The following is a 23760-nucleotide window of genomic DNA, read 5'->3' on the forward strand; positions in this document are numbered from 1 at the left end:
CGGGGCGACGTGTTAGCCGCGAACGTCTTGCGTTACGCTCGCGGGCTGTACGTTTCGATCGAGATGATGCCCGACGCCGGGTTCGAGGTCGACAGGTGCACCACCGAGAAGCCACCGGTGTCCAGCGCCGCGGCCTCGCGAATATAGGAGCCCATCGTCGTACCTGTTGCGAGGGCGATCTCGCGCAGGATGTCCGGCAGCACGGGGCCGTGACTGCACAGCACGGTCGTGCGCAATTTGCGCACGCGCCTGCCGACGACGTCACGCACGGTGGCCGACCCGTCTTCATAGGCGTCCTGGCTGATGCCGGGTTCGCGGTGGGCGCCGAGCCCATAGGCGGCGGCTAACGGCGCGACCGTCGCGGCGCAGCGCACCGCCGGGCTGGTGATCAGCTTCTGCGGCTTCCACGCCGCCATCGTCGGAACGTTGCCGACCGCTTGGCTGACGCCGCGTGCGGTCAGCGGGCGCGTCGCATCCGGACCGTCCCAATTCGTCGGCGGAACCGCCTTTCCGTGACGCAACGCGATGATCGCGAAAGTGTTCGTCACGCCCTCGTCGACGAGGGCGGCGAACGTGTTGAGCAGTTCGACGTCGCGTTCGTAACTGAGGTATTTTCGGGCCTTCTTGATCGTCACCCATTCCAGCGCGGCTACCTCGCCGTTCGGCATGAAGGTCGATGCAGCGACCGCCTTCTCCGACACCTCGGCGGCCCAGTAGTGCACGAACTTTTCGCGACCGCTGGAGATCACGTAGCGGGTGACCCCGAGCGGAACGCCGAGTCGAACGCGCAGTCCGGTCTCCTCTGCGACCTCACGCACCGCTGTCTGCGGCAACGTCTCGCCCGGGTCGACCTTGCCCTTGGGCAGCGAGATGTCGGCGTAGCGCGTGCGGTGGATGACGAGGATGTGCATCTTGCCGTCGATGACGCGCCAACACACCGCACCCGCGGCGTAGATCGCGGTCTCGGTCACCGGCGCGAGCCCAGCCGTGGACGGTGCGAGATCTGCTGCATGAGCCTATTCTGCAGATCGTCGAGCGGATGTCCAAGCTCGTCGACACTGTGTCGTATCCAGGTGCCATCGGATTCCAGCGCCCACGACGATGTTCGCTCGTCCATTGCGCGGTCGATCAACGTCAGAAGTTCTGTGATGTGCGCCGGATCGGTCAGCCTCACGAGCGCCTCGACCCGACGGTCGAGATTGCGGTGCATCATGTCCGCGCTGCCGATGTAGACCTGCGGGTCGCCGTCATTCTCGAAGGCGAAGATCCGGGAGTGCTCGAGGTAGCGGCCCAGGATCGAACGCACCCGAATGTTCTCGCTGTAGCCCTCCTGGCCGGGTTTCAGCCCGCAGATGCCGCGCACCCACAGGTCGATGGGCACCCCGGCCCGACTCGCGCGGTAGAGCGCGTCGATGATCGACTCGTCGACGATCGAATTCAACTTCAAGCGGATGCCGCTGGGCTTGCCGATCTCCGCATTCGTGCGTTCGTTCTCGATCGCCTTGACGAGACCCTTGCGCAGGTGGAGGGGTGCGACCAGCAGTCGCTTGAACTTCTTTTCGATGGCGTAGCCGGAGAGCTCGTTGAAGAGGCGGGTGAGGTCTTTGCCGACCTGGTCGTCTGTGGTCAGCAGGCCGAAGTCTTCGTAGATCCGGCTTGTCTTCGGGTTGTAGTTGCCGGTGCCGATGTGACTGTAGTGGCGCAGCACACCTTTTTCCTGCCGCACAACCAGTGCGAGCTTGCAGTGGGTCTTGAGCCCGACCATGCCGTACACGACGTGCACGCCGGCCTTCTCCAGTTTGCGCGCCCACTCGATGTTGGCCTGCTCATCGAAGCGAGCCTTGATCTCCACGAGCGCCAGTACCTGTTTGCCGGCCTCGGCAGCGTCGATAAGCGCTTCGACGATCGGAGAGTCGCCGCTGGTGCGGTAGAGGGTCTGCTTGATGGCCAGCACATACGGGTCTGAGGCCGCCTGCTCGAGGAACGCCTGCACACTTGTTGCAAAGGATTCATACGGGTGATGCAGCAGCACGTCCTGGCGCGCGATCGCCGCGAAGATGTCGGCTTTCGCGTTCGGCTCCGACGGCATCAGCGCCGCTGCCGTCGTCGGCACGTGATTGGGGTAGTGCAGATCGGGGCGCTCGATCTTCGACAGGTCGAACAGCCCGCCGAGATCCAGCGGGGCTGGCAGACGATAGACCTCTTGTTCGGTCACCGTCAATTCGCGAACGAGCAGGCCGAGGGTGACGTCATCCATGTCTGAAGTGACTTCGAGGCGGATCGGCGGCCCGAATTTGCGACGCAGAAGTTCCTTCTCCAACGCCTGGATGAGGCTCTCGGTCTCGTCTTCGTCGACCTCGACATCCTCGTTGCGGGTGACGCGGAACACGTGGTGCTCCAGGATCTCCATGCCGGGGAACAGGTCGCCAAGGTGGTTGGCGATCAGGTCCTCGAGCATGATGAAGCGCATCTGGTCCACGGACTCGCGCGTATCGATGCGCACGAACCGCGGCAGCATCTGCGGCACCTTGAGCCGCGCGAATTGTTCCTTGCCGGTACGGGAGTTGCGCACCCGAACGGCCAGGTTCAATGACAGGCCCGAGATGTAGGGGAAGGGGTGTGCGGGGTCGACGGCCAAAGGCATCAGAACGGGGAAGATCTTCTGCGAGAAGATCTCACGCATCTGGGCGCGGTCCCCTGCATCCAGGCTGTCCCAGCTGGCGATCGTGATGCCGGCCTCTGCCAGCGCCGGCAAGACAAGGTCTTGATAAGCGGCGGCGTGACGCAATTGCAGCTCATGCGCCTTCTCGGAGATATCGGCGAGTACATCCAGTGGCGCACGGCCGATATTCGTCGGCACGGCCAGCCCGGTCAGGATGCGGCGCTTCAGCCCCGCGACGCGCACCATGAAGAACTCGTCGAGGTTGCTGGCGAAGATCGCGAGGAAGTTGGCGCGCTCGAGCACGGGAATGCTCGGGTCTTCGCCCAGTTCGAGCACACGCTGGTTGAACGCCAGCCAGCTGATTTCACGGTCAAGGTATCGATCGGCAGGCAGCGTCGGATCGATCGATGGATTCCACGGTTCGAAGTCGTCGTCGAAATCGCTGCCCAGCCCGCGATCGATTGGGCCCGAGTCGATCGGGCCGGTGTCCGTCAGTGTGTTCTCGCCGTCCATGCCCTCATCATTGCACCAGAGACCGCGCGGTAGGGAGGACTACTGGTCGAGAAGGCTGTGAGCCTTCGGCCCATCAGCGGAGCCGACGAGCTGCCGTCTCCGCTGGTCGAGGAGCGCAGTGACGCGGCAGCGACCGGGTTAGCGGGGAATGCGACGGTACTGCACATCGACGGTGTGGTCGAGGAAACCGAGCGAACGGTACAGGTGCACGGCCGCAGCGTTGTCCGCCTCGACATACAGGGTCGCCGCCGTGCTGCCGCGCTCGCGCAGCCGCGCCAGCCCCGCACGCATCAGCGATCTTCCCAGCCCCTGGCCGGCGGATGCCGCGGCCACCCCGATCACATAGATCTCGCCTTCCTGCGCATCCGGCTCGATCTTCAGCCAGTTGTAGCCGACCATGCGGCCCGCCTGATCGCGTGCGATCAGAAAGTCGCCAGCGTTGAACCACGGCTCAGCCATGCGCTCCCCCAGGTCGGCAAGCGTGACTGCGCCCTGTTCCGGATGCGTCGCGAAAACCGCCGCGTTCAACGCCATCCATTCGGCGTCGTCGATTCCAGGGCGGAACGCCGTGATTGCCGGGTGCGCCGCGCCGCCGTGCAGCGCCCCCGGTCGCGCGACGAGTTCCGGTCGCGCATCCAGCGGCGCCCGCAGTTGCAGCAGGCGCCGCACCGCATCGAACCCATGCCGTTCCGCGAGAATACGCGCGGCCGGATGGTCGCCGTGCGCCCATGCGGTCAGCTCGCCGGTCACGGTCGCAAGCAGGCCGTTCAACGCGATGCCGCCGAGCCCTTTGCCGCGGAACACAGGGTCGATGACGAAGTCCAATTGCCCGTGGCCGAGGATCGCAGCCCCGATCGCTCTGGCGTGCTCCTGCGCCGACCACACCGTCGCAACGATCGGCGTGCGCCGGCCGGAGGTGACATCGAAACGCGACTGCTCGTTGAACGGGTCGTAACCGTCTTCCTCGCGCGCGGCATCCGCAACCCGAAAGAAGTCGGCCGCGGCGGCGGCATCCGTCAGATCAGTGACTGACAGGCGGAGCGAGTCGCTCATTGTCTTCTTCCGTGACGTTGAATCGATAGCCGACGTTGCGCACGGTGCCGATCAGCGATTCGAGATCGCCGAGCTTGGCGCGCAGCCGCCGCACGTGCACGTCGACCGTGCGGGTGCCGCCGAAGTAGTCGTAGCCCCAGACCTCGCTGAGCAGTTGCTCGCGGGTGAACACGCGCGAGGGGTGAGTCGCAAGAAAACGCAGCAACTCGAACTCCTTGAACGTCAGATCCAGCGGTTGACCGCGCACCTTCGCCGAATAACTGGCCTCATCGATGGTGACGCCAGAGGCTTGGATCTTCGACTGCAGCGGGTCTTGCGCGTGCCGCCCCAGGGCGAGCCGGATGCGTGCATCAACCTCTGCGGGCCCGGCCGCTTCGAGCACGACGTCATCGACTCCCCATTCGGCGCTGACCGCCGCAAGCCCGCCTTCTGTGATGACCAGCAGCATGGGCACCGTGATCCCGGTGGTCGTGAGGATCTTGCAGAGCGACTTGGCGCTGGCCAGATCTCGCCTGCCGTCGACGAAGATCAGGTCGCAGCGGGGCGCGTTCACCAGTGAGGCCGGCTCTGCTGGAATGCTGCGCACGCGATGGCTGAGCAGTTCAAGCGCCGGCAGCACGTCACTGTCAGGCGCTGAAGTGAGGATCAAAAGCTCCGGCAATGCACCTCCCGCGTCGTGCGTACCGGCAATTCTATCGGAGAGCTTGCAACGCCCATGAAGCGGCGTGCGTGGCAAAGAGGCACAATAGGGGGGTGACGCAAGAGACGCTCGCCCCTGCCACCCGGTGGAGCAGCATCGTCGCGGCCTGGCTCCTGGCCGCCGTCGCAGCCGTGTGCATTTGGCTGCTTTCACCACAGGCGCAGTACTCCACCTGGCTGTCGCTGAGCCTCGGCGGTGCGATGGTCGCGACGCTGGCCATCCAGCTGGCCACCCGGCAGAAGAATGGATTCGTCGGCCGCCTCATTGCCAGCGTTGTCGGGGTGCTGATCGTGCTGGCGATTGCAGCCCTTGTGCTCTGGATCATCGCTATCACCGCGACCGGCTAGACTTGCAGCCATGCTTGTGACCTTGGAAATCGTCTTCGTCGGACTTCTCGGCCTTGCGAGTTTGGCGATCGCGGGCGTTTCGGTCATCGTCGTGTACAACCTCTTTCGGGGGCAGCGCTAAGCGCTTGGGTCGATCATGATCGAAATACCCAGCGGGCTCTCTTCCGAGCTTGTGCCGCTGTCGTGGCTGCTCGGCGTCTGGGAGGGCACCGGCGTGATCGACTACAAGATCGGCGCGAACCGCGTGCAGCATGCATTCGGGCAGCGCATCAGTTTCAGTCACGATGGGCTCCCATTCGTCAACTACTCCGCATTCAGTTGGCAGCTCGACGACGATGCAACGCCGCTCGCGGCGGAGACCGGCTATTGGCGGCTGCACCGGCCGCGCGTCGACGGCGACCCCGGGCCAGGGATGCTGCCACCAACCGGTACGCCGCCGTTCACCGACGCGGAGGCGGTCGAAAGACTGCGCTCCGAGGGAGGTGGCTTCGACATCGAAGCCATGATCGTTCATCCGGAAGGCGTCAGCGAATTGTATTTTGGTAGTGTTGCCGGACCTCGCATCGACCTGGCCACTGACGCCGTCATGCGCACGTCTGGTGCCAAAGACTACGCGGCGGCAACGCGCATGTACGGCCTTGTCGAATCCCACCTGCTCTGGGCCTGGGATATCGCGGCCCTCGGCCAGGACTTGCGCACGCATGCGTCAGCGCGACTTGCGAGGGTTCAGTGATGGCGGCATCCGCGTTCCTTGCGCTGCCGGGTGCCGTCGACGGCTCCGGGCCGGACGCCGGTGTGCCCGCGCACTACGGCAACCCGCTTGGCGAACAGCGCAGGCTGGCCGCGGGCGAGGCGATCGTCGACCTGTCGAACCGCGCCGTGGTCTCGATCGGGGGGCCGGATCGGCTGAGTTGGCTCGACTCGATCAGCAGCCAGCGGTTGATCGGTTTGCCGCCGGGCGAATCGTCTGAGACGTTGCTGCTCGATGCGAACGGACACGTCGAACACGCGGTGCGCCTGATCGACGACGGCGAAACGCTCTGGCTGCTCATCGAGGGCTCCCAGACCGAGGCGCTGCTCGGTTTTCTGCAACGGATGCGCTTCATGCTGCGTGTCGAACCGGCGGACCGCACCGCCGAATTCGCCACGATCGGGTTTTGTGCACGGAGCAACCCGGCAGACGGACCTCTGATCGACCCGGCCGTCTCGAATGGCGTCCCGCTCAACTGGCACGACCCGTGGCAGGCCGTTGCCCGCGGCGGCCACCAATATGCAGTGACGGATTCCCACCCCGGCACCGGCTGGACGTGGACCGAAACCCTGGTGCCGCGTGCCGCACTGGCAGGGCTGGCGCGCCGAGCGGCATCCGGAGACCTGGCGGTGGCGGGCACAATCGCCGTGGACGCGTTGCGGATCGCCGCATGGCGCCCGCGGTTCGCAACCGAGGTCGACGCGAAGACCATCCCGCACGAACTGGACTGGCTGCGCACCGCCGTTCACCTGAGCAAGGGCTGCTATCGCGGTCAGGAAACCGTCGCGAAGGTGCACAATCTCGGGCATCCGCCGCGCCGACTGGTGCTGCTGCACCTGGACGGGTCGGAGGGCGCGCTGCCCGCGCCGGGGTCTCCCGTCAGCATCGAGCGCGAGGGCGAGCACCGCGTGGTCGGTCAGGTGACCTCCAGTGCGCTGCACTACGAGCTCGGCCCGATTGCTCTCGCAATCCTCAAGCGATCGACGGATGCGACCGCCACGCTGCACGTCGACGCCGCCGGCGTCGACGTGGCTGCGGCCCAGGAGCTGATCGTGCCGACCGATGCCGGAGCGGAAGCGAACGTACCGAGACTGCCACGGCTCGGGGCTGTTACTCGATCGAAGCGCTGAGTTCGGCCGGCGCCGCTGGTGCAATGCAACGTGTGCATGCCGGCAGGGTCGCTGCGGTGATGCATGGGCTCCTGCTCGATTTCTCATCGAGAACGCACAGGAAAGGTTTATAGAAAAGAGACATGAGCGAGCCCCAGATGCCCAAAAATGCCCAGACCTCCAAGCCGGCCCAGACCTCCAAGCCGGCACAGGGTTCCACACAGGCAGAGCGGTCGAGGCGCGAGGCCCGGCAGTCTCCCGTTCTGACCAGGCGCAGGGTGCTGATCGGCGGGGGCATCGTCGGCGTCGGCGCGTTCCTCGGCGGAATCTTCGCGGAACCGATCGTCAGCGGCGTGTTGCCGACGGGCGCACCGACGCCGACTCCAACAGCAACGCCTGCACCCGTTCCGATGCACGCCTTCGTCAGCACGAAGCTGACAGCACCGAAGATCACCGTGACCAAACGGGGTCGCACAGCGCCCGGCATGATCTTCATCGATCCACAGACCGAAGGAAGTTTCAAAGGCCTGATCATCCGCCAATCTGGCGAGCCGGTCTGGATTGAACCGACCGGTGCGACGCTGACGGACCTGCGCGTGCAGACCTATCAGGGCCGGCCGGTGTTGACCTATTGGTCAGGCAAGAGCAATACCGGGCACGGTGACGGCACGGGAACGATCCTCGACACGAGCTACAAGACGATCGCAACGGTCTCGGCCGGCAACGGCATCAAGGCCGATCTGCACGAATTCAATCTCACCGCGAACGGAACCGCGCTGATCACGGCGTATCCGGTCGTCACAGCAGACCTGACCCCGCTTGGCGGCCCGGCCAACGGCTACATTTACGACTGCCACGTGCAGGAGATCGACATCGCGAGCGGTGCCGTGCTGCTGGATTGGAGCGCGATGGATCATGTCGATCTCAGCGAGACTTACCTGACGCTCAAGACGGACCCCGGCAAAGACGGCACAACTGCCAGCCGTGCCTTCGACCCATACCACCTGAACTCTGTGGATGCCGATGGCGACGCTCTGCTCGTGTCGGCCAGGCACACGCACACCGTCTATCGCATCGATCGGAAGACGGGCGATGTTCGCTGGCGCTTCGGCGGCCGCATGAGCGACATCACGGTCGCGCCCGATGCGGTCTTCGCTTGGCAACACGATGTGCGGCGCCAAGCAGACGGGTCGATCACCCTGTTCGACAACCATTTGTACACCGGCCAGACGGATGGCGTGTCGCGCGGCATGGCGTTCGTCGTCGACGAGAGCGCGCAGACCTCCACGTTGAAGCAGGCGTACGCCTACGACAAGCACCTCGGCACCGCGATGGGGAGCACCCAGGTACTCGGCAACGGCAACGTGCTGGTCGGCTGGGGCACGGACCCGTCCATGACCGAATTCACTGCGGACGGGCAGATGGTGTACGAGGCCGGCGACCTCGGCACCGGCTGCTACCGGGCGAACAAGTCGGTCTGGAGCGCGCAGCCGACGACAGTGCCCGATGTTGCGGCGAAGGCCGCGGCCGACGGTGCGATGACGGTCTATGCGAGCTGGAACGGCGCGACGAATGTCGCATCCTGGAATATTCTCACCGGTGCCTCAGCGGCGTCCCTCGTGATCGTCGCCACAGCGGCAAGCGCCGGCTTCGAGAGCTCAGCAGCCGTTCCTGCGGCCGCAATGGTCGCGGTGCAGGCGCTGGACGGCGACGGAAAGGTGTTGGCGACATCCGCCGTCTCTTCGGTTTGACGCACGAAAACGAGCCGCACCGGGCCGCTAGATTGGAACAATGACCTCGCATTCCGAACGCTCCGACGCGTACACGCTCATCCTCCTGCGCCACGGCCAAAGTGACTGGAACCAGAAGAACCTGTTCACAGGATGGGTCGACGTACGCCTGAGCGAGCAGGGTGCGGACGAGGCGGCGCGTGCCGGCGAACTGCTTGCCGAGTCAGGCCTTCACCCCGATGTGCTGCACACCTCCGTGCTCACCCGTGCGATCCAGACCGCGAACATCGCGCTGGAGACCGCCGACCGCGCCTGGATCGACGTGCGCCGCTCGTGGCGGCTCAACGAGCGCCACTATGGAGCACTACAGGGCAAAGACAAGGCGCAGACCCTCGCCGAGTACGGGCCGGAACAATTCCGGACCTGGCGCCGCTCGTTCGACGTGCCACCGCCACCGCTTGGCGACGACAGTGAGTTCTCGCAGGCGCATGACCCGCGCTACGCAAACCTTGGCGCCGATCTGCCGCGCACGGAATGCCTGAAGGACGTCATCGATCGGATGCTGCCCTACTGGCACTCCGACATCATCCCTGATCTCGCCGCGGGCAAGACCGTACTGGTGACGGCGCACGGCAACTCGCTGCGCGCCCTGGTGAAGCACCTGGACGGCATCTCGGATGCCGATATCGCCGAATTGAACATCCCAACCGGCATTCCGCTGGTTTACCGGCTCGACACGGCGTTCCGCCCGCTCGGCGCGGGCGAATATCTCGACCCGGAGGCCGCAGCCGCCGGCGCTGCAGCGGTGGCGGCGCAGGGCACGAAGTAGCTGGGTCTCGATACGCTCGCCCTTCGACAAGCTCAGGGACAGGCGCTCGCTACTCGACCACCGGTACCGTTGGTCGAGTAGCCCGCGAGCTTCGGTCCCTGAGCGTAGTCGACGCTTCTATGGGTTTTGTCAAGTGTTGGCGTTGAGTTTTCGGAAGATTGAGCGTGCGATGTGGCGTTTGAGGTTGCGGAGGGTTTCGCGGCGGTTGTGGCCTTGTTCTTGGCGTTTGGCGGTGTAGGCCTTGGTGGGCTCGTCGTTGAGCATGCGGTGGGAGGCGATGATGTAGAGGGCGTGGTTGAGTTGCCGGTCGCCGCCGCGGTGCAGGCGGTGCCGGGTGGTGTTCCCGGAGGACGCGGGGATCGGGGCGACGCCGGCGAGGCGGGCGAATGCGGCCTCGGAGCGGATGCGGCCGTGGGCGGAGAAGGAGACCAGGAGTTGGGCGGCGGTGAAGGGTCCGAGACCGTTCTCTTCCAGTAGCCAGGCGGCCAGTGCGGTGACGTGGATGGTCAGCTTGGCGTTGATGGTGGCGATCTCGCCCTGCCGGGTGTGGATTTCCTGGGCCATCCGGGTTGCTTCGGCTCGGATGGTGTTCTGTGCGGGGGTGTCGGTGCTGCGGGTGCGCCAGGCGGCGACCTGGCCGATTTGTGCTTTCGTCAGTTTCTTGCGGGCGTCGATGCCGAGGGGAAAGCCACGCAGCAGCGCGGTCAACGCGTTGCTGGTGGCGGTTTTGTTCTTCTGCAGTGCTTTCCGGGAGGTCAAAAGGACTCGCAGTGCGGCCTGGTCGCCGTGGTGTGTGCGGGGGATCATCAGCCGGTCCACGGGCAGGGCCAGTGCGTGGCGGGCGGCGTGTTCGGCGTCGATGACGTCGCTTTTACCGGCCCGGCGGACACCTCGTTTCGGTGGTTTCGTTTCGGTGACTTCCACCCGGTGGGCACTCAGCAGGTCGGTGAAGGTTGCCCCGTAGGAGCCGGTGCCTTCCATCGCGACCAGGGTGTGGCCTGGTGCCTCGCGCAGCATCCACGCGTAGGCGCGGTCCAGCCCGGGTTTACTGGTCGGGAAAGTCGCCGACTTCAGCAGCGCTCCGGCACTGCTGAGCACGGCCAGGGTGTGGGTCCTGGCATGCGTGTCGACCCCGATGACGTGGTCGTACTGTTGCCAAACCAGTTGTGAGACGATGGGCACGGTAACTCCTTCTGTAGGGGGTGTTATTACGTGCCGGTCTGGTCGTCGAGCAGGCGTTTCTGTAATGAGTCACGGGATCTCTTACAAGGTCCCGGACGAGCTTCTATCAAGCCATGTTCACGCGGTCAGGCCGGCGCTTCCCGCCCTGCCTGGTGGACATGTCGACTGCAAGACACACGCTGCGCGCGGTCGGAAGGGCGGTGAGTCACACCAGACAAAGCTGAAAACGCCAGTCTGCCAGCCAGTACCAGACCAGCCACAACCATTACAGAAGGGCGAGCAGGCGTATCGAGACCCGGTAGCGGGCTACACGTCCTCGGGCACCCAATCGCCGGTGCCGAGGTACTGCACCTTCTTCGCGATCGAAACGGCGTGGTCTGCGAAACGTTCGTGGTAGCGAGACGCGAGCGTCGCATCCACCGTGTCGACGGTTTCGCCCTTCCATTTCTCACCGAGCACCTTGTCGAAGACTTTGACGTGCAGGTCGTCGATGTCGTCGTCGTCGTTGCGGATCTCCTCGGCGAGTGCGAGCTCCTGGGTGCGAAGCAGTTCGGTGAGCTTGCGCGCGATCGTCACATCGAGTTTGCCCATCTCCGCGAACGTGCCGCGCAGCGACTTCGGAACAACCTTGTCCGGGAACCGGTAACGGGCCAGCTGGGCGATGTGCTCGGCCATGTCGCCCATCCGCTCGAGGGATGCGCTGATCCGCAGGGCGCTGACCACGATTCGCAGGTCGCGGGCCACCGGCTGCTGCCGGGCGAGAATCTGGATGGACAGCTCATCGAGCACAACGGTCAACTCGTCGATCTTGTTGTCGTCAGCGATCACCTGTTCGGCGAGCGAGACATCGGATTCGTTGAACGCCCGAGTGGCATTCGTGATGGCGGAGGTGACGAGTTCTGCGATCTCGACGAGGCGGTCCTGAACCTCGCGCAACTCCTGCTGGAAAACTTCACGCATATGGTCTGTGGCCCTTCCTTACTGGCGCGCGCGTGCGACGGATCGGCTCGATCCTTCGGCCATAGTTGTCAGCCAAGGTTAACGGATGGTGCCATGCGGCTGAACACTCGCTGAAGTCGGCCCAGGCAGTCGGCATACGCACAGGATGACCACCGCCATTTCAGTACGCTTGACCCATGGACTCCACCGCGTTGGTGCTGCTGTCTCTGGCACTGGGTCTTGTCGTCGGTGCCGGGTTCGTGGCGCTGCTTCACATCGCAGCCGGGCACGGTGAACGCGCGGCCGGTGTCGTCAGTCCGACTGTGCCGGACGGCGTCGACGCAATGCTCGACGCGATGGACACGGCAGGGGTCGTGCTCGACCCGTCGAACAACATCATGAAGACCTCGCAGGCGGCGCTCGCCCTCGGCATCGTGTGGAACGGCACGATGAGCCACCCGGAGCTGATCCAGCTGGTGGAGTCTGTGCGCCGCACGGGTGACCCGGTGACCGCGGAGATCACGCTGACCCGTGGACCGTTCGGCGACGCAAGCATTTATCTGCGCGTGCGTGTGGCCCGACTGGGTTCACGCTACGTGCTGCTGCTGGCCGAGGACCGTACGGAGACCTACCGCGTCGAGGCGGTGCGCCGCGACTTCGTCGCCAACGTCAGCCATGAACTGAAGACGCCGATCGCGGCCGTCGGACTGCTCACCGATGCGCTCACCGTAGCGGCGGACGACCCGCAAGCCGTGCGGCGGTTCGCAGAGCTGCTGGCTGCGGAATCGGCTCGCCTGGCACGCATCACCGAGGACATCATCGAACTCTCCCGGCTGCAGGCGACGGATGCGGTCGCGAACTCGCGGCGGGTCTCGATTGCGGAGGTCGTCGCATCCGCTGTCGATCAGAACAGGGTGAGTGCGATGGCGCACGGGATCGAACTGGCGACCGGCAAGTCGAGCGACGTCGAAGTGTTCGGCAACGAGGCGCTGCTCGTGGCTGCGGTGCACAACCTGATCTCGAACGCCATCCGATACTCTCCGGATCGATCCAGAGTCGGCATTGGCGTGCGCCGGGCAGACGGGGTGGTCGAGGTCTCGGTGACGGACCAGGGCGACGGCATCCCGTCAAGCGACGTCGACCGGGTCTTCGAGCGGTTCTACCGGGTGGATCAAGCCCGGTCGCGTGAAACCGGCGGCACCGGCATCGGCTTGGCGATCGTCAAGCACGCGATCCAGAACCACGGGGGAGACGTGCGGGTCTGGTCGCAGCCGGGCCATGGCTCGACCTTCACCATCCGGCTTCCCGAGGCCGATGCGACGACCCCCGTCGCCGACATGCAAGGAGAACAAACGCTGTGACACGCATCCTGTTGGTCGAAGACGAGACCGCACTGAGCGAGCCGCTCGCTTTTCTTCTGGCACGGGAGGGGTACGAAGTCGAGGTCGTCGCGGACGGCCAGAGAGCCTTGTCCGTGTTCGAGGCGACGGGCGCAGAACTGGTGCTGCTCGACCTGATGCTGCCGGGTATCCCGGGCACCGAGGTGTGCCGGCAGCTGCGGTTGCGCTCGAACGTGCCGATCATCATGCTGACGGCGAAGGACTCCGAACTGGACATCGTCGTCGGGCTGGAGCTTGGAGCAGACGACTATCTCACGAAGCCGTACTCGACGCCCGAATTACTGGCGCGGATCCGAGCCGTGCTGCGCCGCAGGATCGAGTTGGTACGTGACGATGACGCCGTTCTCGAAGCCGGTACTGTGCGGATGGACGTCGACCGGCACACCGTCGCCGTGCGCGGAGTCGAGACCCCGATGCCACTGAAGGAGTTCGAGCTTCTCGAGTTGTTGCTGCGCAATTCCGGGCGCGTTCTCACGCGGGGGCAGTTGATCGACCGCGTGTGGGGAAGCGACTACTTCGGCGACACGAAAACGCTGGACGTGCACATCAAACGCATCCGCTCGCGCATTGAAGACAGCCCGTCACAGCCGCGCATGCTGCTGACCGTGCGCGGGCTGGGCTATCGGTTCGAGTCGGAGTAGCGCGGGCTGGGCTATCGGTTCGAGTCGGAGTAGCGCGGTCTGTGCGAGTCGACGCGAGTCGACGCGGGTCGACGCGGGTTGAGGGGCCAGCGCCGGGATTTGGCTCCGGCTTTTAGCCGTTCGATGTCGCGGTGGGCTCCGGAGTCGGCGTGGTCGACTCGTTCGGCACGGCGATGACGACCTTGGGCTTGGGTGTCGGGGTGTACTGCTGGTACTCGGCCTGAGCGCTTGTCAGGACCGGAACCAACAGCTGCACGCCGGTCTGCGTTCCGTACTGGAAGTAGAGCGGCAGAAGCGCACCTGGCCGGGTGTTGATGTTGGTCAACTGGGTTTGCGGGTGCGTCGTTGAGCCGATGTCTTTGACCTGGCCCGGTTCGACGGTCACGTAGGTGTCGACCTTGTTCGTCGTGCCGTGCTGGATGAGCACGCGGTGGCTCTTCGAATCGTTGTTGACCAGCGTGACCACCAGGTTGCCGGTCCGGCCGTTGTCTGAGATGACCGTGGCGTTGCGCACGTCGATGGACCCGACGCTGCCATTGACGCCGTCGCTGGTCTCTGTAATGTTCGCCGTCTCCTGCGGTGCGAGGAAGTTGCATCCCGCCGTGCCGAGAAGAATCCCCACGGCCAGAACGACGGATGCCGCGATTCGCGCTCTCACAAGACCTCCAGAGTCTTCAGCGCGGCGAGGCCGCTCCGGCCGCTCGTCACGCGCAATGCTGTTCGAGTTTAGCGTATACCGTGGCGTCGCTCCGGCTGCCGGCGCACAGGGTAGCACGGAGGCGCTGTGGTATTCTGGAGGTCGCTGAAGGGACGACACTTTATGCATTTCGAGGTTGGTGAAACGGTCGTTTATCCGCATCATGGTGCAGCCACGATCACCGAAGTGAAGAAGCGAATCATCAAAGGCGAAGAGAAGCTGTACCTCAAGCTCAATGTCACGCAGGGCGACTTGACGATCGAAGTTCCCGCCGAAAACGTCGACCTCGTCGGCGTTCGCGATGTGATCGGCCGCGACGGCCTGGACCACGTGTTCGAGGTGTTGCGCACACCGTTTACGGAAGAGCCGACCAATTGGTCCCGCCGCTATAAGGCGAATCTGGAGAAGCTGGCGTCTGGCGACGTGATCAAGGTGTCCGAGGTCGTGCGCGATCTGTGGCGCCGCGACCAAGATCGCGGACTTTCCGCCGGCGAGAAACGGATGCTCGGCAAGGCACGTCAGATCCTCATCTCCGAGCTTGCACTCGCTGAGAAGACCGACGAGGAGCAAGCCTCGACCGTGCTCGACGGGGTGCTCGCCTCGTAGCTCGCGAGCGCAGCGCACCCCGCTGGTCGAGTAGCCCGCGAGCTTTCGGTCCCTGAGCGGAGCCGAAGGGCGAGCAGGCGTATCGAGACCCCCCTTTAGACCGGCTCGCCAGGTCTCGATACAGTCGCTGGCGCTCCTTACTCGACCACCGAGTGCTCGCTGGTCGAGTAGCCCGCGAGCTTTCGGTCCCTGAGCGGAGCCGAAGGGTGAGCAGGCGTATCGAGACCTCCGCGGGTCGGCTCACGGGGTCTCGATACGGTCGCGGGCGCTCCTTACTCGACCAACGGCACCGCGCTACGCTCTAATCCATGAGTGAGCGAGCGTCGGCGGTCGCCGTGATCGTGGTTGCAGCGGGTACAGGTACGCGACTGGGCGCCGACGTTCCGAAGGCATTCGCCTTGCTGGCAGGGCGCACGGTCCTGGAGCGGGCCTTGCATTCAGTCGCCGGAATGTCTCGCCCGGCACAGTTGATCGTGGTGGTGCCCGCCGACCGGATGCACGACGCCGAAATGATCGGTGCACGAGCGGTCGGGGTGCCGGTCACCGTGGTGTCGGGCGGTGCGACCCGGCAATCCTCGGTCGCGGCGGGGCTGGCGGCGGTGGCCGACGGCATCCGGATCGTGCTGGTGCATGACGCAGCTCGCGCGCTCACCCCGAGTGGCCAGTTCGATCGTGTGGTCGACGCGGTCGAACGCACTGGTTTGGGTGTGGTGCCGGGGCTTTCCGTCGCAGACACCATCAAGCGGGTCGACGCCGCCGGGACGGTCGTGGAGACAGTCGATCGCTCCGTGCTGGCCGCGGTGCAGACTCCGCAGGGGTTCATCCGCGAGCAACTGGACGCGGCCTACGCAGCAGCCATCGACGATGTAACGGACGACGCAGCGCTCGTCGCCGCGATCGGACATCCGGTCGCTGTGATCGACGGCGATCCGCTCGCGTTCAAGATCACGACAGCAGCCGATCTCCGTAAGGCCGAACAGGAACTCGCGGCACGGGCCGCCGCTGGGCAGAGTGGCGATCGCATCGGAGTCGGGACGGACGCCCACGCATTCGACTCGCAGGCGCCGCTCTGGCTGGCCGGGTTGTATTGGCCGGGTCAACCGGGTCTCGCTGGGCACAGCGATGGCGATGTGGTGGCTCATGCGATTACGGATGCGCTGTTGTCTGCGGCGTCCCTCGGGGACATCGGTAGCGTCTTCGGGCTGGCAGACCCGCAGTTCGACGGTGCACACGGCGAGGTGTTTCTGCGCGAGACGCGGCGTCGAGTGGAAGCGGCCGGCTTTCGAATTGGCAATGTGTCTGTGCAGGTGATCGGCATCCGCCCACGACTGTCGCCGCGACGGGCTGAAGCGCAGGAGTTGCTCACGGGCATCCTCGGGGCACCGGTTTCGCTGTCTGCGACGACGACGGATGACCTCGGCTTCACCGGCCGTGGCGAAGGCATCGCAGCCGTCGCCACGGCACTGCTGCACAGCGGACGTTGACTGCTGCCGGGCGTCGGCCCGAACCGTCTGTGCAGGCCCGAATCGTCCGTGCATGCGCGAACCGCCAGTGCAAGCGCGAACCGCCAGTGCAAGCGCGAACCGTCTGCGCCGTTCCGAACGTCACGCCTCGGTGAAAGCGTCGGCTCCGTCTCCGCCGGGAGCGGCAGCGGCATCGGCGCCGAACCAGGCGATCGCGGTCAGGACCCGCCGGTTCGTGGCGGCGTCAGCATGAAGGTTGAGCTTCGCAAAGATCGATCGGATGTGCGCATCGACGGTGCGCTCCGACAAGAACAGCATCGCGGCGATCGCCGCGTTCGTCAGACCGCGCGCGAGAAGGCGAAGCACATCGCGTTCGCGAGTGCTGAGTTGAGTCACGGCGTGCCTCCTGTTCGCCCTGCATTGTGCACCTGTGAGAAGGCTAGGCAACGCCTACGACCGGGTGCCATACGTATTGGGCCAGCATCCGCTGCCGCCTACGTAGTCGAGGCAGCGGCATGCGGTGCTGCCTCGGATGTGCTCGGCCGTTACTCGACCACCGGTTGATTGGCGCGCGTTACTCGACACGTGGGATCCTCTTTCAGCAGGGGAACCTCTGTCAGCATGGGATCGCTCGCGTGCGCCCCCGCAAAGTAGCGGTTGCCTGCCCGGCGGGCCTGGCCAGCGCGAGCACGCCGCGAGCAGTTCGAGCATGGCGCAAAGATTTTGCGTTGCCTCTTTCTTAGAGGTTTCTGAGGCACTACCTTTTAGGCATGCCGGATGCACCCCCGCGCCCCGCCGCGCTCCAGCTTGGGCGCGGTCTGTTCGCGCGCGACACCGTACTGTCCGAGATTCACGCGTTGCGCGCGGATGGCCTCGGTGTGATCCTGCGGGGCTCTCCTGGCGTCGGGAAGAGTTCCATCCTGCGCCACATCGCCAGCGACGTGACAACGGCAGGCGGCACGGCCATCGTCCTCTCCGGCAGCGAACTGGGTACGAGTGTGCCGTTGGGTGCATTCCTCCCGTTGCTTGACGCAGCGACACTGGGCGTGCACTGGCCGGGTGGTACGTCAGCGCCCGGCCAGTCAGCGCCTGGCCAGCCAGCGCCTGGTCAGTCAGCGCCCGGCCAGTCAGCGCCTGGCCAGTCAGCGCCTGGTCAGTCAGCGCCTAGCCAGTCAGGGCCGACGCCATCCTCCGCCGCGCCGCTCGACCTCCTGACGATTGCGGATGCCGCCCGCCGGACCGCGAAGACCGCTGATCTGCTTGTCGTCGACGATGCTCACCTGCTCGATCCGGCTTCGGCGGGATTGGTGCACCAGCTGGCATCCGCGGGAACTGCGGTGCTTCTGGCTGCTCGCCGTAACGAACCGCTGGCTGCCGCGATCGATGCGCTGTGGCGCGCAGGCGGCATCCGCCCGGTTGAGATCGAGGCATTCACGGAGGAAGAGACCGCCGCGCTTCTGCAATCGATGCTGTCTGGGCTCGTCGACGGTGGCTTGGCACGAGCGACGTTCGAGGCGAGCGCGGGCAACGCGTTGTACATTCGAGAGCTCCTCGGAGCAGGCCTTGACCAGCGTGTCGTCGTGCGCCGCAGGGGAGTCTGGGTGTTGCGCGCCCCGTTGCCGGTCGCCGACAATCTGACCGCTCTCTTGCAGGAGCGCTTCGCCGGTGCCGAGGACGAAGTGAAGTTCGCGGCCGAGCTGGTGGCGGTGATGGACTCGCTTCGGTTGTCATGGGCCGAACGGGTTCTCACGTCGGCCGTGTGGGAGCGCGCCGAGGCTGCCGGTCTTGTGCGAAGCGAGGGTGTGTCGCAGGTCACGCTCCGGCTGGCGCATCCGCCGTATCGAGCCGCCGTGCTCGGCACGATGACCGCGTTGCGTCGGCGCAGGGTGTACGAATCACTGGTGACAGCGGTCGGCGCCGATCCGCTGAGTGACGCCGAGCGCATTGCGCTGGGCCGTTGGAGCCTTGAGCTGAACGAAGACCGACCCGTCGGCGAGTGGCTGGCGTTGGCGCAACTCGTGCAGGCGGTCAACCCTGCGCTCGCCGAAGACTTTCTGGTCGCGGGCGTTGCTGCCGGAGGGGGCATCCCCGCGAAGCTGTTGCTGGCGAACCTGCTGACCCACCAGCATCGCGTCGTTGAGTCGGAGGCGATCTTCGCCGAGCTCTCCGCCGACGAGTTGAATCTCGAGCAGCGGCGATCTCTTGCTGCAACGCGTGCATTTCTGCTCGCGATGCCGGCGCAACGGCCACTGGGCGCGCTGGCGCTGCTTGACGAAGCGATTGCACAGTTCGGGGAGCACCCTGAGCTGACGGTGGTGCGTTCGACGGCACTGTGGCGCTGCGGGCGAGTCGCCGAGGCGATCACGGCGGCGCAGATTGTGCTCGCAGAAATCGACTTGCCGATCCCGATCACAGCTCACGCGTGTCTGACTGCCGTGTCCGCGATGATCTACGCGCACGACCAGCGCGGCGTCTCGAAGCTTGTCGATCGCATGATGGAACTGACGCAGCATTCCACGGATGCACTGCCAGAGGGCACAGGCGCAGCGCTACTGGTCAACGCCAGCAGGCACGCCATGATGCTCGGCGACCTTCAGGAGGCCGCTCATCTCACGGCGCAGGGCTACCTGACCGCTCTGCAGGGCGGTGACGACGGGGTGCGCGCGCAATACGCCTTGCTGTACGGCTGGAACCGCGCACTCGCAGGAGACCTGACCCTGGGCCTGCGCTACCTGAAAGAGGCGCATGCCGGGCACGGTGTATGGACGCCGACGACGCTGCCCTGGGTGCGCTCGACGCTGATCCAGATCCTCGTCGGATGCGGAGAAGTCGCGACCGCGCGCCGGGAGCTGTACTGGCTGACGACGGAGCCGTTCGCTGAGCTGTACACCGTCGATGTCGCCTTGGCTCGGGCCAGTGTCCTCGCCGCGAGCGGACAGTGCGACCGCGCGATTGCCGTGCTGCGCGAGGTCTGCCCCTGGGCGGAGGCCAACGGGCAACGGCTGCGGGCAGAAGAAGCTTGGCATGCGCGCATGCGCTATGGCGATCACGACGCGGTTGAGGGCGTGATCGACCGCTACAGTCGTCAACCGGGGGCACAGCAGGGCGCGATCGTCGCGCATGCCGTCGCCCTCCGTGCCGACGATCCGGATGCCCTCGAGCGCGCTGCTCGATCACTGGGCGAAGCCGGGCTGTACTGGTACGCCGCAGAAGCAGCGGCCCACGCCGTTCAAGCCCAGCGCAAGCGTAAAGATGCGCGGGCGGAGCTCTTCGCGATCGAGCGGCTGACCCGATTGGTGGCGCGATGCCCTGGTCTGAACAGCGCGCTGATCCGCGACCAACTCCGCAGTCCGCTGACCGCTCGAGAATCGGAACTCGCCGAACGGGCGGCGCTCGGGCATAGTGACGCACAGATCGCGCAGCAACTCGGGATCTCCGTCCGCACCGTGCAGACCCACCTCGGACGGGTCTACGGCAAACTGGGAGTGCACGGCAGAATGGAACTCACTCGGGCGCTCATTGGCGAGGTAGGCAACGTCGTCTGACGCGACCGGCGTGTAGTCGACTGCGCCTCCTGCGCGACCGGCGTGCTCAGCCGAGCCACGGATACGGCGGACCCCCGCTGTGACGGCTCAGATCATTCAAATGCCGTTCGATTTGCACAATGCGAGCCAGGATGTCTGCGCCGTCCACTACGAGCGGCCCGCGCACGACGACGACGCGGCCGTCGAAGAAGCCGGCCATGCCGTTTGCGGCGTCATTGTGGCCGGAGATTCCTGCTCGATTCTCGTCGTGTGCGATGCCGAACACGCCGTCGAAGTGCTGGCTCTCGCCCAGCGTGCCCGCATTGGAGACGCTGTGCCCGGACACGCCCTGGCCGCTTTGGCTGAATCCGACCACTCCGCGGGCCGTCGTGCTGTCGCCGCGTACCGCCTCGCCGTCTGCCGACTCTCCGCGCAGTTGACTCATGATCTCCCTTTCCTCGGATGTCATTCGTTGCAGTTCGCCATTGCCGTCCCGGCCCTGCTGTGCCACCAGCGTAGGAAGGTGGCAGTGCCCGCAGCATCCGGGGTAGCACCTAGTTTTCGTGCGCCGTGCCCGTGCGCCCCGCTGCGTGAGCACGCTATCCGTGAGCACCGTTATCCGCGAGCACCGCGGGAGACGGCAGCGCGCCGACATGCTCGGCGGCGACACCGGCGATGCGCCGCGCATCTCGGCCGACGCCGTGCACCATCGAAGAGGCCATGGAGCTCAGGAAGTGCAGGCCGACGAAGTAGAGACCGGGTTCGTCGGTGGCGATGCCGCAATCGTGCTGCGGCACTCCGTCTTCTCCGATGGTCGGCAGTTGGATCCATGAGAAGCCGGCCGAGAAGCCGGTGCACCAGATGACGTTTGTCACGTCGAGGCCGGTTCCGTCCTCGAGCGTCGGCAGACCGTCTCGCGCGTCGATGATTCGGCCGACGCGACGCACACCGACTGCGGCGAGCTCCCTCGACTTCAATCGCACGAGCGGCGTGCCGTGGGTCAGGAGCCGCGGGCGTGCGCGGCGCCCGATCGGGGTCTGCACGGACAGGATCCGAGGAAACACCAGCCCGAACAGCAACGGAACGATCACGCGCCGCCGCAACAGGCTGTCCGCCGCGAACGGAAACTCTCCCGTGCTGTTCCCGGCAAGCACAACCGGATGCGTCGCCGCGAGGTCCTTGGCGATCTCGGCACCCGAGTTGCCTGCCCCCACCACCAGTACCGGACCGTCTGCAAGCTGCCCAGGATTGCGGTAGGAAACCGCATTCAGTTGACGGATGCCTGGAGCGAGTCGCTCGGCGAAGTCGGGTATCCGCGGCACCTGGAAGTCCGACATTGCAACGACGACCTGGCGGGCGACGAACACGCGGGCGCCACACGTGGCGACAAAATCGTCACCATCGCGAAAGAGCGCATCGACGCGCGCCGCACCCACGACGGGCAGTGAGAATCGCGCGGCATAGGCCTGCAGATAGTCCGCCATATCGTCTTTTGCAGGGAGCTTCGCCGAGGGCGCGGGGAACGGCATGCCGTCAAGCCCGTCGTAGCCGGCAGGGGAGAACAGTCGCAAGCTGTCCCAGCGATTGCGCCAGGCATCCCCGATGTTCGTGGCGGCGTCGAGAACGAGATGGTCGACTTCGAGCCGAGTGAGATGGTACGAGACTGACAGTCCGGCCTGGCCGCCGCCGATCACGATGACGTCGGTTCGGTGCCAGCCGCCGGGCGTGGTTTTTAGGTTCGGTATCTGTTTCATGAAACGAAACGTAACCGCAGAGCATCACCGGCACATCGGCGGAATCCGCCATCCAAAGCGCGGCGGCACTGGGCATTTCTACCCAATCAGCCGTAGATCAGCCCGTTCTCGTACGCGTAGGAGGTTGCCGCAGCGCGAGACGGCACCGAGAGTTTGGTCAGGATGTTGCTGACATGCCGATCGATGGTTCTCGCACTGAGCCCCAACGTCGTCGCGATTTCCTTGTTCGTGCGCCCTGTCGCGGCCAGGCGCAGCACCTGCAGTTCCCGCGAGCTCAGGAGGAGGCCTGCCGCCGCCCGTCCCCGTTCCGGTGGGCCGAGATGCAGGAGGTCGGGCCCGGCAGCGAGGTCCGCGAACACGGCGCGCGCGGCCGCAAACTCGAGCCGTGCACCCTCGATGTCGCTGAGCGCCGCATACGCTGCGGACAGCCCGACGCGCACCCGTGCCGCCGAATACGGTGCGGCCAACTCCAGCCAGATGCCGAGAGCCTCGCGCAACAGCACCAGCGCATCGCCCGATTCGCCTGCAGCCAGCGCCACGAATCCGCGTGCCTGTGCCGACAGCGCGCGCAGCACAGGCGTGCCATAGCAATCGGCAATCTCGGCAAGATCCTGTGCAGCCTGCGAAGCGGATGCTTGCTCATCGGCCGCCAGCAGGATCTCGACACACGCGGGTAAGAAGCGGGCTCTACTGAGCGCTGAACGGGTGGTCGCCACAGCGCGGCGGATGGCGCCGACCGCGACGTCCAGTCGGCCTTGCTCGAGGCGTAGCAGCGCCAGCCCGGGCTGCGGGTCGCCGCCGAGCTCGCTCACGTGCTCATATGCCAACTCCGCCTCTGCGACATGGCCGCGCAACCGGTGGATCTCCGCCTGCTCGTAGTAGGCGGCGGACCGCTCGTGCTGGTCGGCGGTCGCGCCGGAGGCGACCAGGAGAACCTCGTCGAGCGCGTCCGACCAGGCGCCACCGAGTCGCATCAGTTCAGCGCGATGCACTCGGCAGGTGCCGCTGAACATGCCGAGCTGCGCCTGAGCCGCGCACCACGCGTCAAGCACGGCGGACCATTCGCGCGCCCGGTCGACAGCGAAGATGCGCTGGCAGCTGCCAACGACGGCGCAGTACACCAAACCCTTGCTGAGCTCGCTGACAGGCTCGGTTGTCGCGATCAGCATCGCGTCGTCGAGCAGTTGCATCCCGCCGGCCACATCACCGGATTCGATCAACGCGCGACCGCCGAGCTGGCGCGCCAACGCCGACAGGTCCGGCTCGCCGAAGCGGTCGCCGATCGCCAGCGCCGCCAGGGCGACCGCATGTGCACCTTGCGTGTTGCCGACACGGAGCAGTTCGTGGATCCGTGGAAGCATGAGATAGCCGCGCTCGGCGCACTCGTCATGATTTTCGAGGAGCCGTTCGCACCGGGCGAGCCACGCCTTGGCTCGGCCGGTTTCACCCAAAGACGCCAGTCGGAACCCGTGCCAGAAGGCCGCGCGGGCCGCGCCCAACTCATCCTTCTCCGCCAGGCATGCAGCATACCCGCGCTCCTGAAGCTGGGAGGCGACCTCGTCGCGACGAGTCAACGCGGCCGAGGCACCGAGCAGTGCGAGATCGCGGGAGTCGAGCGGCTGCTCGAGGTCTGCCGCGCTGAGCCCCGCATAAGCGTCCTCCCAACGGCGCTCCGCAAAGGCGGCGCGCCCGTCGGCCAAGACGCTGGAGTGGCCAGCGGCCACGCGGGGCGCCGGAACCAGTTTGGTCATGCCGCGATTATCCCGCGCGCTACGCGGCAACGACAGGGTCAACTCGAAGGCGTCGGCCAGCCGGTTGCGGCCGCCGTAACACTCAGCGGTGACCGAATAGGCTAGACCG

The 23760-nt window shown here is 65.7% G+C and carries 21 protein-coding genes; 10 read left to right on the plus strand and 11 right to left on the minus strand.

Features of this window, described 5'->3' with window-relative positions; all coding sequences use genetic code 11:
- Positions 1 to 32 precede the first annotated feature (32 nt).
- The 4 genes from QU604_RS05130 to QU604_RS05145 all read right to left on the minus strand — a co-directional run bounded on the left by QU604_RS05130 (position 33) and on the right by QU604_RS05145 (position 4889).
- On the minus strand, positions 33 to 971 hold the full coding sequence (locus QU604_RS05130; protein WP_308467717.1) for an NUDIX hydrolase: 939 nt from the start codon (positions 969 to 971) through the stop codon (positions 33 to 35).
- Positions 968 to 3175 carry an RNA degradosome polyphosphate kinase gene (locus QU604_RS05135; protein ID WP_308467719.1) on the minus strand — a complete coding sequence of 736 codons (2208 nt, stop codon included), beginning with the start codon at positions 3173 to 3175 and terminating at the stop codon, positions 968 to 970. Before QU604_RS05135 ends, QU604_RS05130 begins: the two co-directional genes overlap by 4 nt.
- Positions 3176 to 3313: 138 nt before the next feature.
- A complete protein-coding gene (mshD, locus tag QU604_RS05140; RefSeq protein WP_308467721.1) occupies positions 3314 to 4228 on the minus strand; it encodes a mycothiol synthase in 915 nt (304 codons plus the stop codon).
- Complete coding sequence (locus QU604_RS05145) at positions 4197 to 4889, minus strand: response regulator transcription factor (protein ID WP_308467723.1); 693 nt, start codon at positions 4887 to 4889, stop codon at positions 4197 to 4199. The genes mshD and QU604_RS05145 overlap by 32 nt, the downstream gene beginning before the upstream one ends.
- A 92-nt stretch (positions 4890 to 4981) precedes the next feature.
- Here QU604_RS05145 and QU604_RS05150 point away from each other — a divergent pair, with 92 nt between their 5' ends.
- The 5 genes from QU604_RS05150 (at position 4982) to QU604_RS05170 (ending at position 9694) form a co-directional block, all read left to right on the plus strand.
- On the plus strand, positions 4982 to 5275 hold the full coding sequence (locus QU604_RS05150; RefSeq protein WP_308467725.1) for a hypothetical protein: 294 nt from the start codon (positions 4982 to 4984) through the stop codon (positions 5273 to 5275).
- A gap of 136 nt (positions 5276 to 5411) precedes the next feature.
- Entirely contained in the window at positions 5412 to 6008 is a 597-nt protein-coding gene (locus tag QU604_RS05155) for a nitrobindin family protein (protein WP_308467727.1), read from the plus strand.
- Positions 6008 to 7156, plus strand: coding sequence for a CAF17-like 4Fe-4S cluster assembly/insertion protein YgfZ (gene ygfZ, locus QU604_RS05160; protein WP_308467729.1), 1149 nt, complete (start codon positions 6008 to 6010; stop codon positions 7154 to 7156). Before QU604_RS05155 ends, ygfZ begins: the two co-directional genes overlap by 1 nt.
- Before the next feature lie 122 nt (positions 7157 to 7278).
- Entirely contained in the window at positions 7279 to 8886 is a 1608-nt protein-coding gene (locus QU604_RS05165; RefSeq protein WP_308467731.1) for an arylsulfotransferase family protein, read from the plus strand.
- A 40-nt stretch (positions 8887 to 8926) separates the two neighbouring features.
- Positions 8927 to 9694, plus strand: coding sequence for a phosphoglyceromutase (locus QU604_RS05170; protein ID WP_308467733.1), 768 nt, complete (start codon positions 8927 to 8929; stop codon positions 9692 to 9694).
- 129 nt (positions 9695 to 9823) lie between these two features.
- Here QU604_RS05170 and QU604_RS05175 read toward each other — a convergent pair whose 3' ends face one another.
- Positions 9824 to 10876, minus strand: coding sequence for an IS110 family RNA-guided transposase (locus QU604_RS05175; RefSeq protein WP_308466613.1), 1053 nt, complete (start codon positions 10874 to 10876; stop codon positions 9824 to 9826).
- 306 nt (positions 10877 to 11182) lie between these two features.
- The gene (phoU, locus tag QU604_RS05180) at positions 11183 to 11836 is read right to left on the minus strand and encodes a phosphate signaling complex protein PhoU (RefSeq protein ID WP_308467735.1); all 654 of its coding nucleotides are present in this window, start codon (positions 11834 to 11836) and stop codon (positions 11183 to 11185) included.
- Between the two features lie 176 nt (positions 11837 to 12012).
- On the opposite strand from phoU, the gene QU604_RS05185 reads away from it, so the two are divergent.
- Both QU604_RS05185 and QU604_RS05190 read left to right on the plus strand, forming a co-directional pair.
- On the plus strand, positions 12013 to 13176 hold the full coding sequence (locus tag QU604_RS05185) for a sensor histidine kinase (RefSeq protein WP_308467737.1): 1164 nt from the start codon (positions 12013 to 12015) through the stop codon (positions 13174 to 13176).
- Positions 13173 to 13856 (plus strand): winged helix-turn-helix domain-containing protein, encoded by a 684-nt coding sequence (locus QU604_RS05190; protein WP_308467739.1) that lies wholly within the window; start codon positions 13173 to 13175, stop codon positions 13854 to 13856. Before QU604_RS05185 ends, QU604_RS05190 begins: the two co-directional genes overlap by 4 nt.
- Before the next feature lie 112 nt (positions 13857 to 13968).
- Here QU604_RS05190 and QU604_RS05195 read toward each other — a convergent pair whose 3' ends face one another.
- On the minus strand, positions 13969 to 14514 hold the full coding sequence (locus tag QU604_RS05195) for a hypothetical protein (protein WP_308467741.1): 546 nt from the start codon (positions 14512 to 14514) through the stop codon (positions 13969 to 13971).
- Positions 14515 to 14676: 162 nt separating this feature from the next.
- Between QU604_RS05195 and QU604_RS05200 the strand changes: the two genes are divergently transcribed.
- Together QU604_RS05200 and ispD are read left to right on the plus strand one after the other, a co-directional pair.
- Positions 14677 to 15159 carry a CarD family transcriptional regulator gene (locus QU604_RS05200; RefSeq protein WP_308467743.1) on the plus strand — a complete coding sequence of 161 codons (483 nt, stop codon included), beginning with the start codon at positions 14677 to 14679 and terminating at the stop codon, positions 15157 to 15159.
- 308 nt (positions 15160 to 15467) lie between these two features.
- On the plus strand, positions 15468 to 16643 hold the full coding sequence (gene ispD / locus QU604_RS05205; RefSeq protein ID WP_308467744.1) for a 2-C-methyl-D-erythritol 4-phosphate cytidylyltransferase: 1176 nt from the start codon (positions 15468 to 15470) through the stop codon (positions 16641 to 16643).
- A gap of 120 nt (positions 16644 to 16763) precedes the next feature.
- On the opposite strand, the gene QU604_RS05210 is transcribed toward ispD, so the two are convergent.
- On the minus strand, positions 16764 to 17018 hold the full coding sequence (locus QU604_RS05210) for a response regulator transcription factor (protein WP_308467746.1): 255 nt from the start codon (positions 17016 to 17018) through the stop codon (positions 16764 to 16766).
- Between the two features lie 374 nt (positions 17019 to 17392).
- On the opposite strand from QU604_RS05210, the gene QU604_RS05215 reads away from it, so the two are divergent.
- Entirely contained in the window at positions 17393 to 20167 is a 2775-nt protein-coding gene (locus QU604_RS05215) for a LuxR C-terminal-related transcriptional regulator (RefSeq protein WP_308467748.1), read from the plus strand.
- A gap of 46 nt (positions 20168 to 20213) precedes the next feature.
- Here the strand turns inward: QU604_RS05215 and QU604_RS05220 are convergent, their stop codons facing one another.
- The 3 genes from QU604_RS05220 to QU604_RS05230 form a co-directional block, all read right to left on the minus strand.
- On the minus strand, positions 20214 to 20591 hold the full coding sequence (locus tag QU604_RS05220) for a hypothetical protein (RefSeq protein ID WP_308467749.1): 378 nt from the start codon (positions 20589 to 20591) through the stop codon (positions 20214 to 20216).
- A 154-nt stretch (positions 20592 to 20745) separates the two neighbouring features.
- The gene (locus QU604_RS05225) at positions 20746 to 21900 is read right to left on the minus strand and encodes a flavin-containing monooxygenase (RefSeq protein WP_308467751.1); all 1155 of its coding nucleotides are present in this window, start codon (positions 21898 to 21900) and stop codon (positions 20746 to 20748) included.
- An 86-nt stretch (positions 21901 to 21986) separates the two neighbouring features.
- Entirely contained in the window at positions 21987 to 23651 is a 1665-nt protein-coding gene (locus QU604_RS05230) for a helix-turn-helix transcriptional regulator (RefSeq protein WP_308467753.1), read from the minus strand.
- Between the last annotated feature and the right edge of the window lie 109 nt (positions 23652 to 23760).

The organism is Rathayibacter sp. SW19 (assembly GCF_030866825.1).
Classification (GTDB): Bacteria; Actinomycetota; Actinomycetes; order Actinomycetales; family Microbacteriaceae; genus Rathayibacter_A; species Rathayibacter_A soli.

What these genes read in the sequence shown, in the direction of transcription:
- QU604_RS05135 (WP_308467719.1), bottom strand. Translation starts at nt 3,175, where the DNA reads ATGGACGGCGAGAACACACTGACGGACACCGGCCCGATCGACTCGGGC.
- mshD (WP_308467721.1), bottom strand. Translation starts at nt 4,228, where the DNA reads ATGAGCGACTCGCTCCGCCTGTCAGTCACTGATCTGACGGATGCCGCC.
- QU604_RS05155 (WP_308467727.1), top strand. Translation starts at nt 5,412, where the DNA reads ATGATCGAAATACCCAGCGGGCTCTCTTCCGAGCTTGTGCCGCTGTCG.
- ygfZ (WP_308467729.1), top strand. Translation starts at nt 6,008, where the DNA reads ATGGCGGCATCCGCGTTCCTTGCGCTGCCGGGTGCCGTCGACGGCTCC.
- QU604_RS05165 (WP_308467731.1), top strand. Translation starts at nt 7,279, where the DNA reads ATGAGCGAGCCCCAGATGCCCAAAAATGCCCAGACCTCCAAGCCGGCC.
- QU604_RS05170 (WP_308467733.1), top strand. Translation starts at nt 8,927, where the DNA reads ATGACCTCGCATTCCGAACGCTCCGACGCGTACACGCTCATCCTCCTG.
- phoU (WP_308467735.1), bottom strand. Translation starts at nt 11,836, where the DNA reads ATGCGTGAAGTTTTCCAGCAGGAGTTGCGCGAGGTTCAGGACCGCCTC.
- QU604_RS05185 (WP_308467737.1), top strand. Translation starts at nt 12,013, where the DNA reads ATGGACTCCACCGCGTTGGTGCTGCTGTCTCTGGCACTGGGTCTTGTC.
- QU604_RS05200 (WP_308467743.1), top strand. Translation starts at nt 14,677, where the DNA reads ATGCATTTCGAGGTTGGTGAAACGGTCGTTTATCCGCATCATGGTGCA.
- ispD (WP_308467744.1), top strand. Translation starts at nt 15,468, where the DNA reads ATGAGTGAGCGAGCGTCGGCGGTCGCCGTGATCGTGGTTGCAGCGGGT.
- QU604_RS05215 (WP_308467748.1), top strand. Translation starts at nt 17,393, where the DNA reads ATGCCGGATGCACCCCCGCGCCCCGCCGCGCTCCAGCTTGGGCGCGGT.
- QU604_RS05220 (WP_308467749.1), bottom strand. Translation starts at nt 20,591, where the DNA reads ATGAGTCAACTGCGCGGAGAGTCGGCAGACGGCGAGGCGGTACGCGGC.
- QU604_RS05225 (WP_308467751.1), bottom strand. Translation starts at nt 21,900, where the DNA reads ATGAAACAGATACCGAACCTAAAAACCACGCCCGGCGGCTGGCACCGA.
- QU604_RS05230 (WP_308467753.1), bottom strand. Translation starts at nt 23,651, where the DNA reads ATGACCAAACTGGTTCCGGCGCCCCGCGTGGCCGCTGGCCACTCCAGC.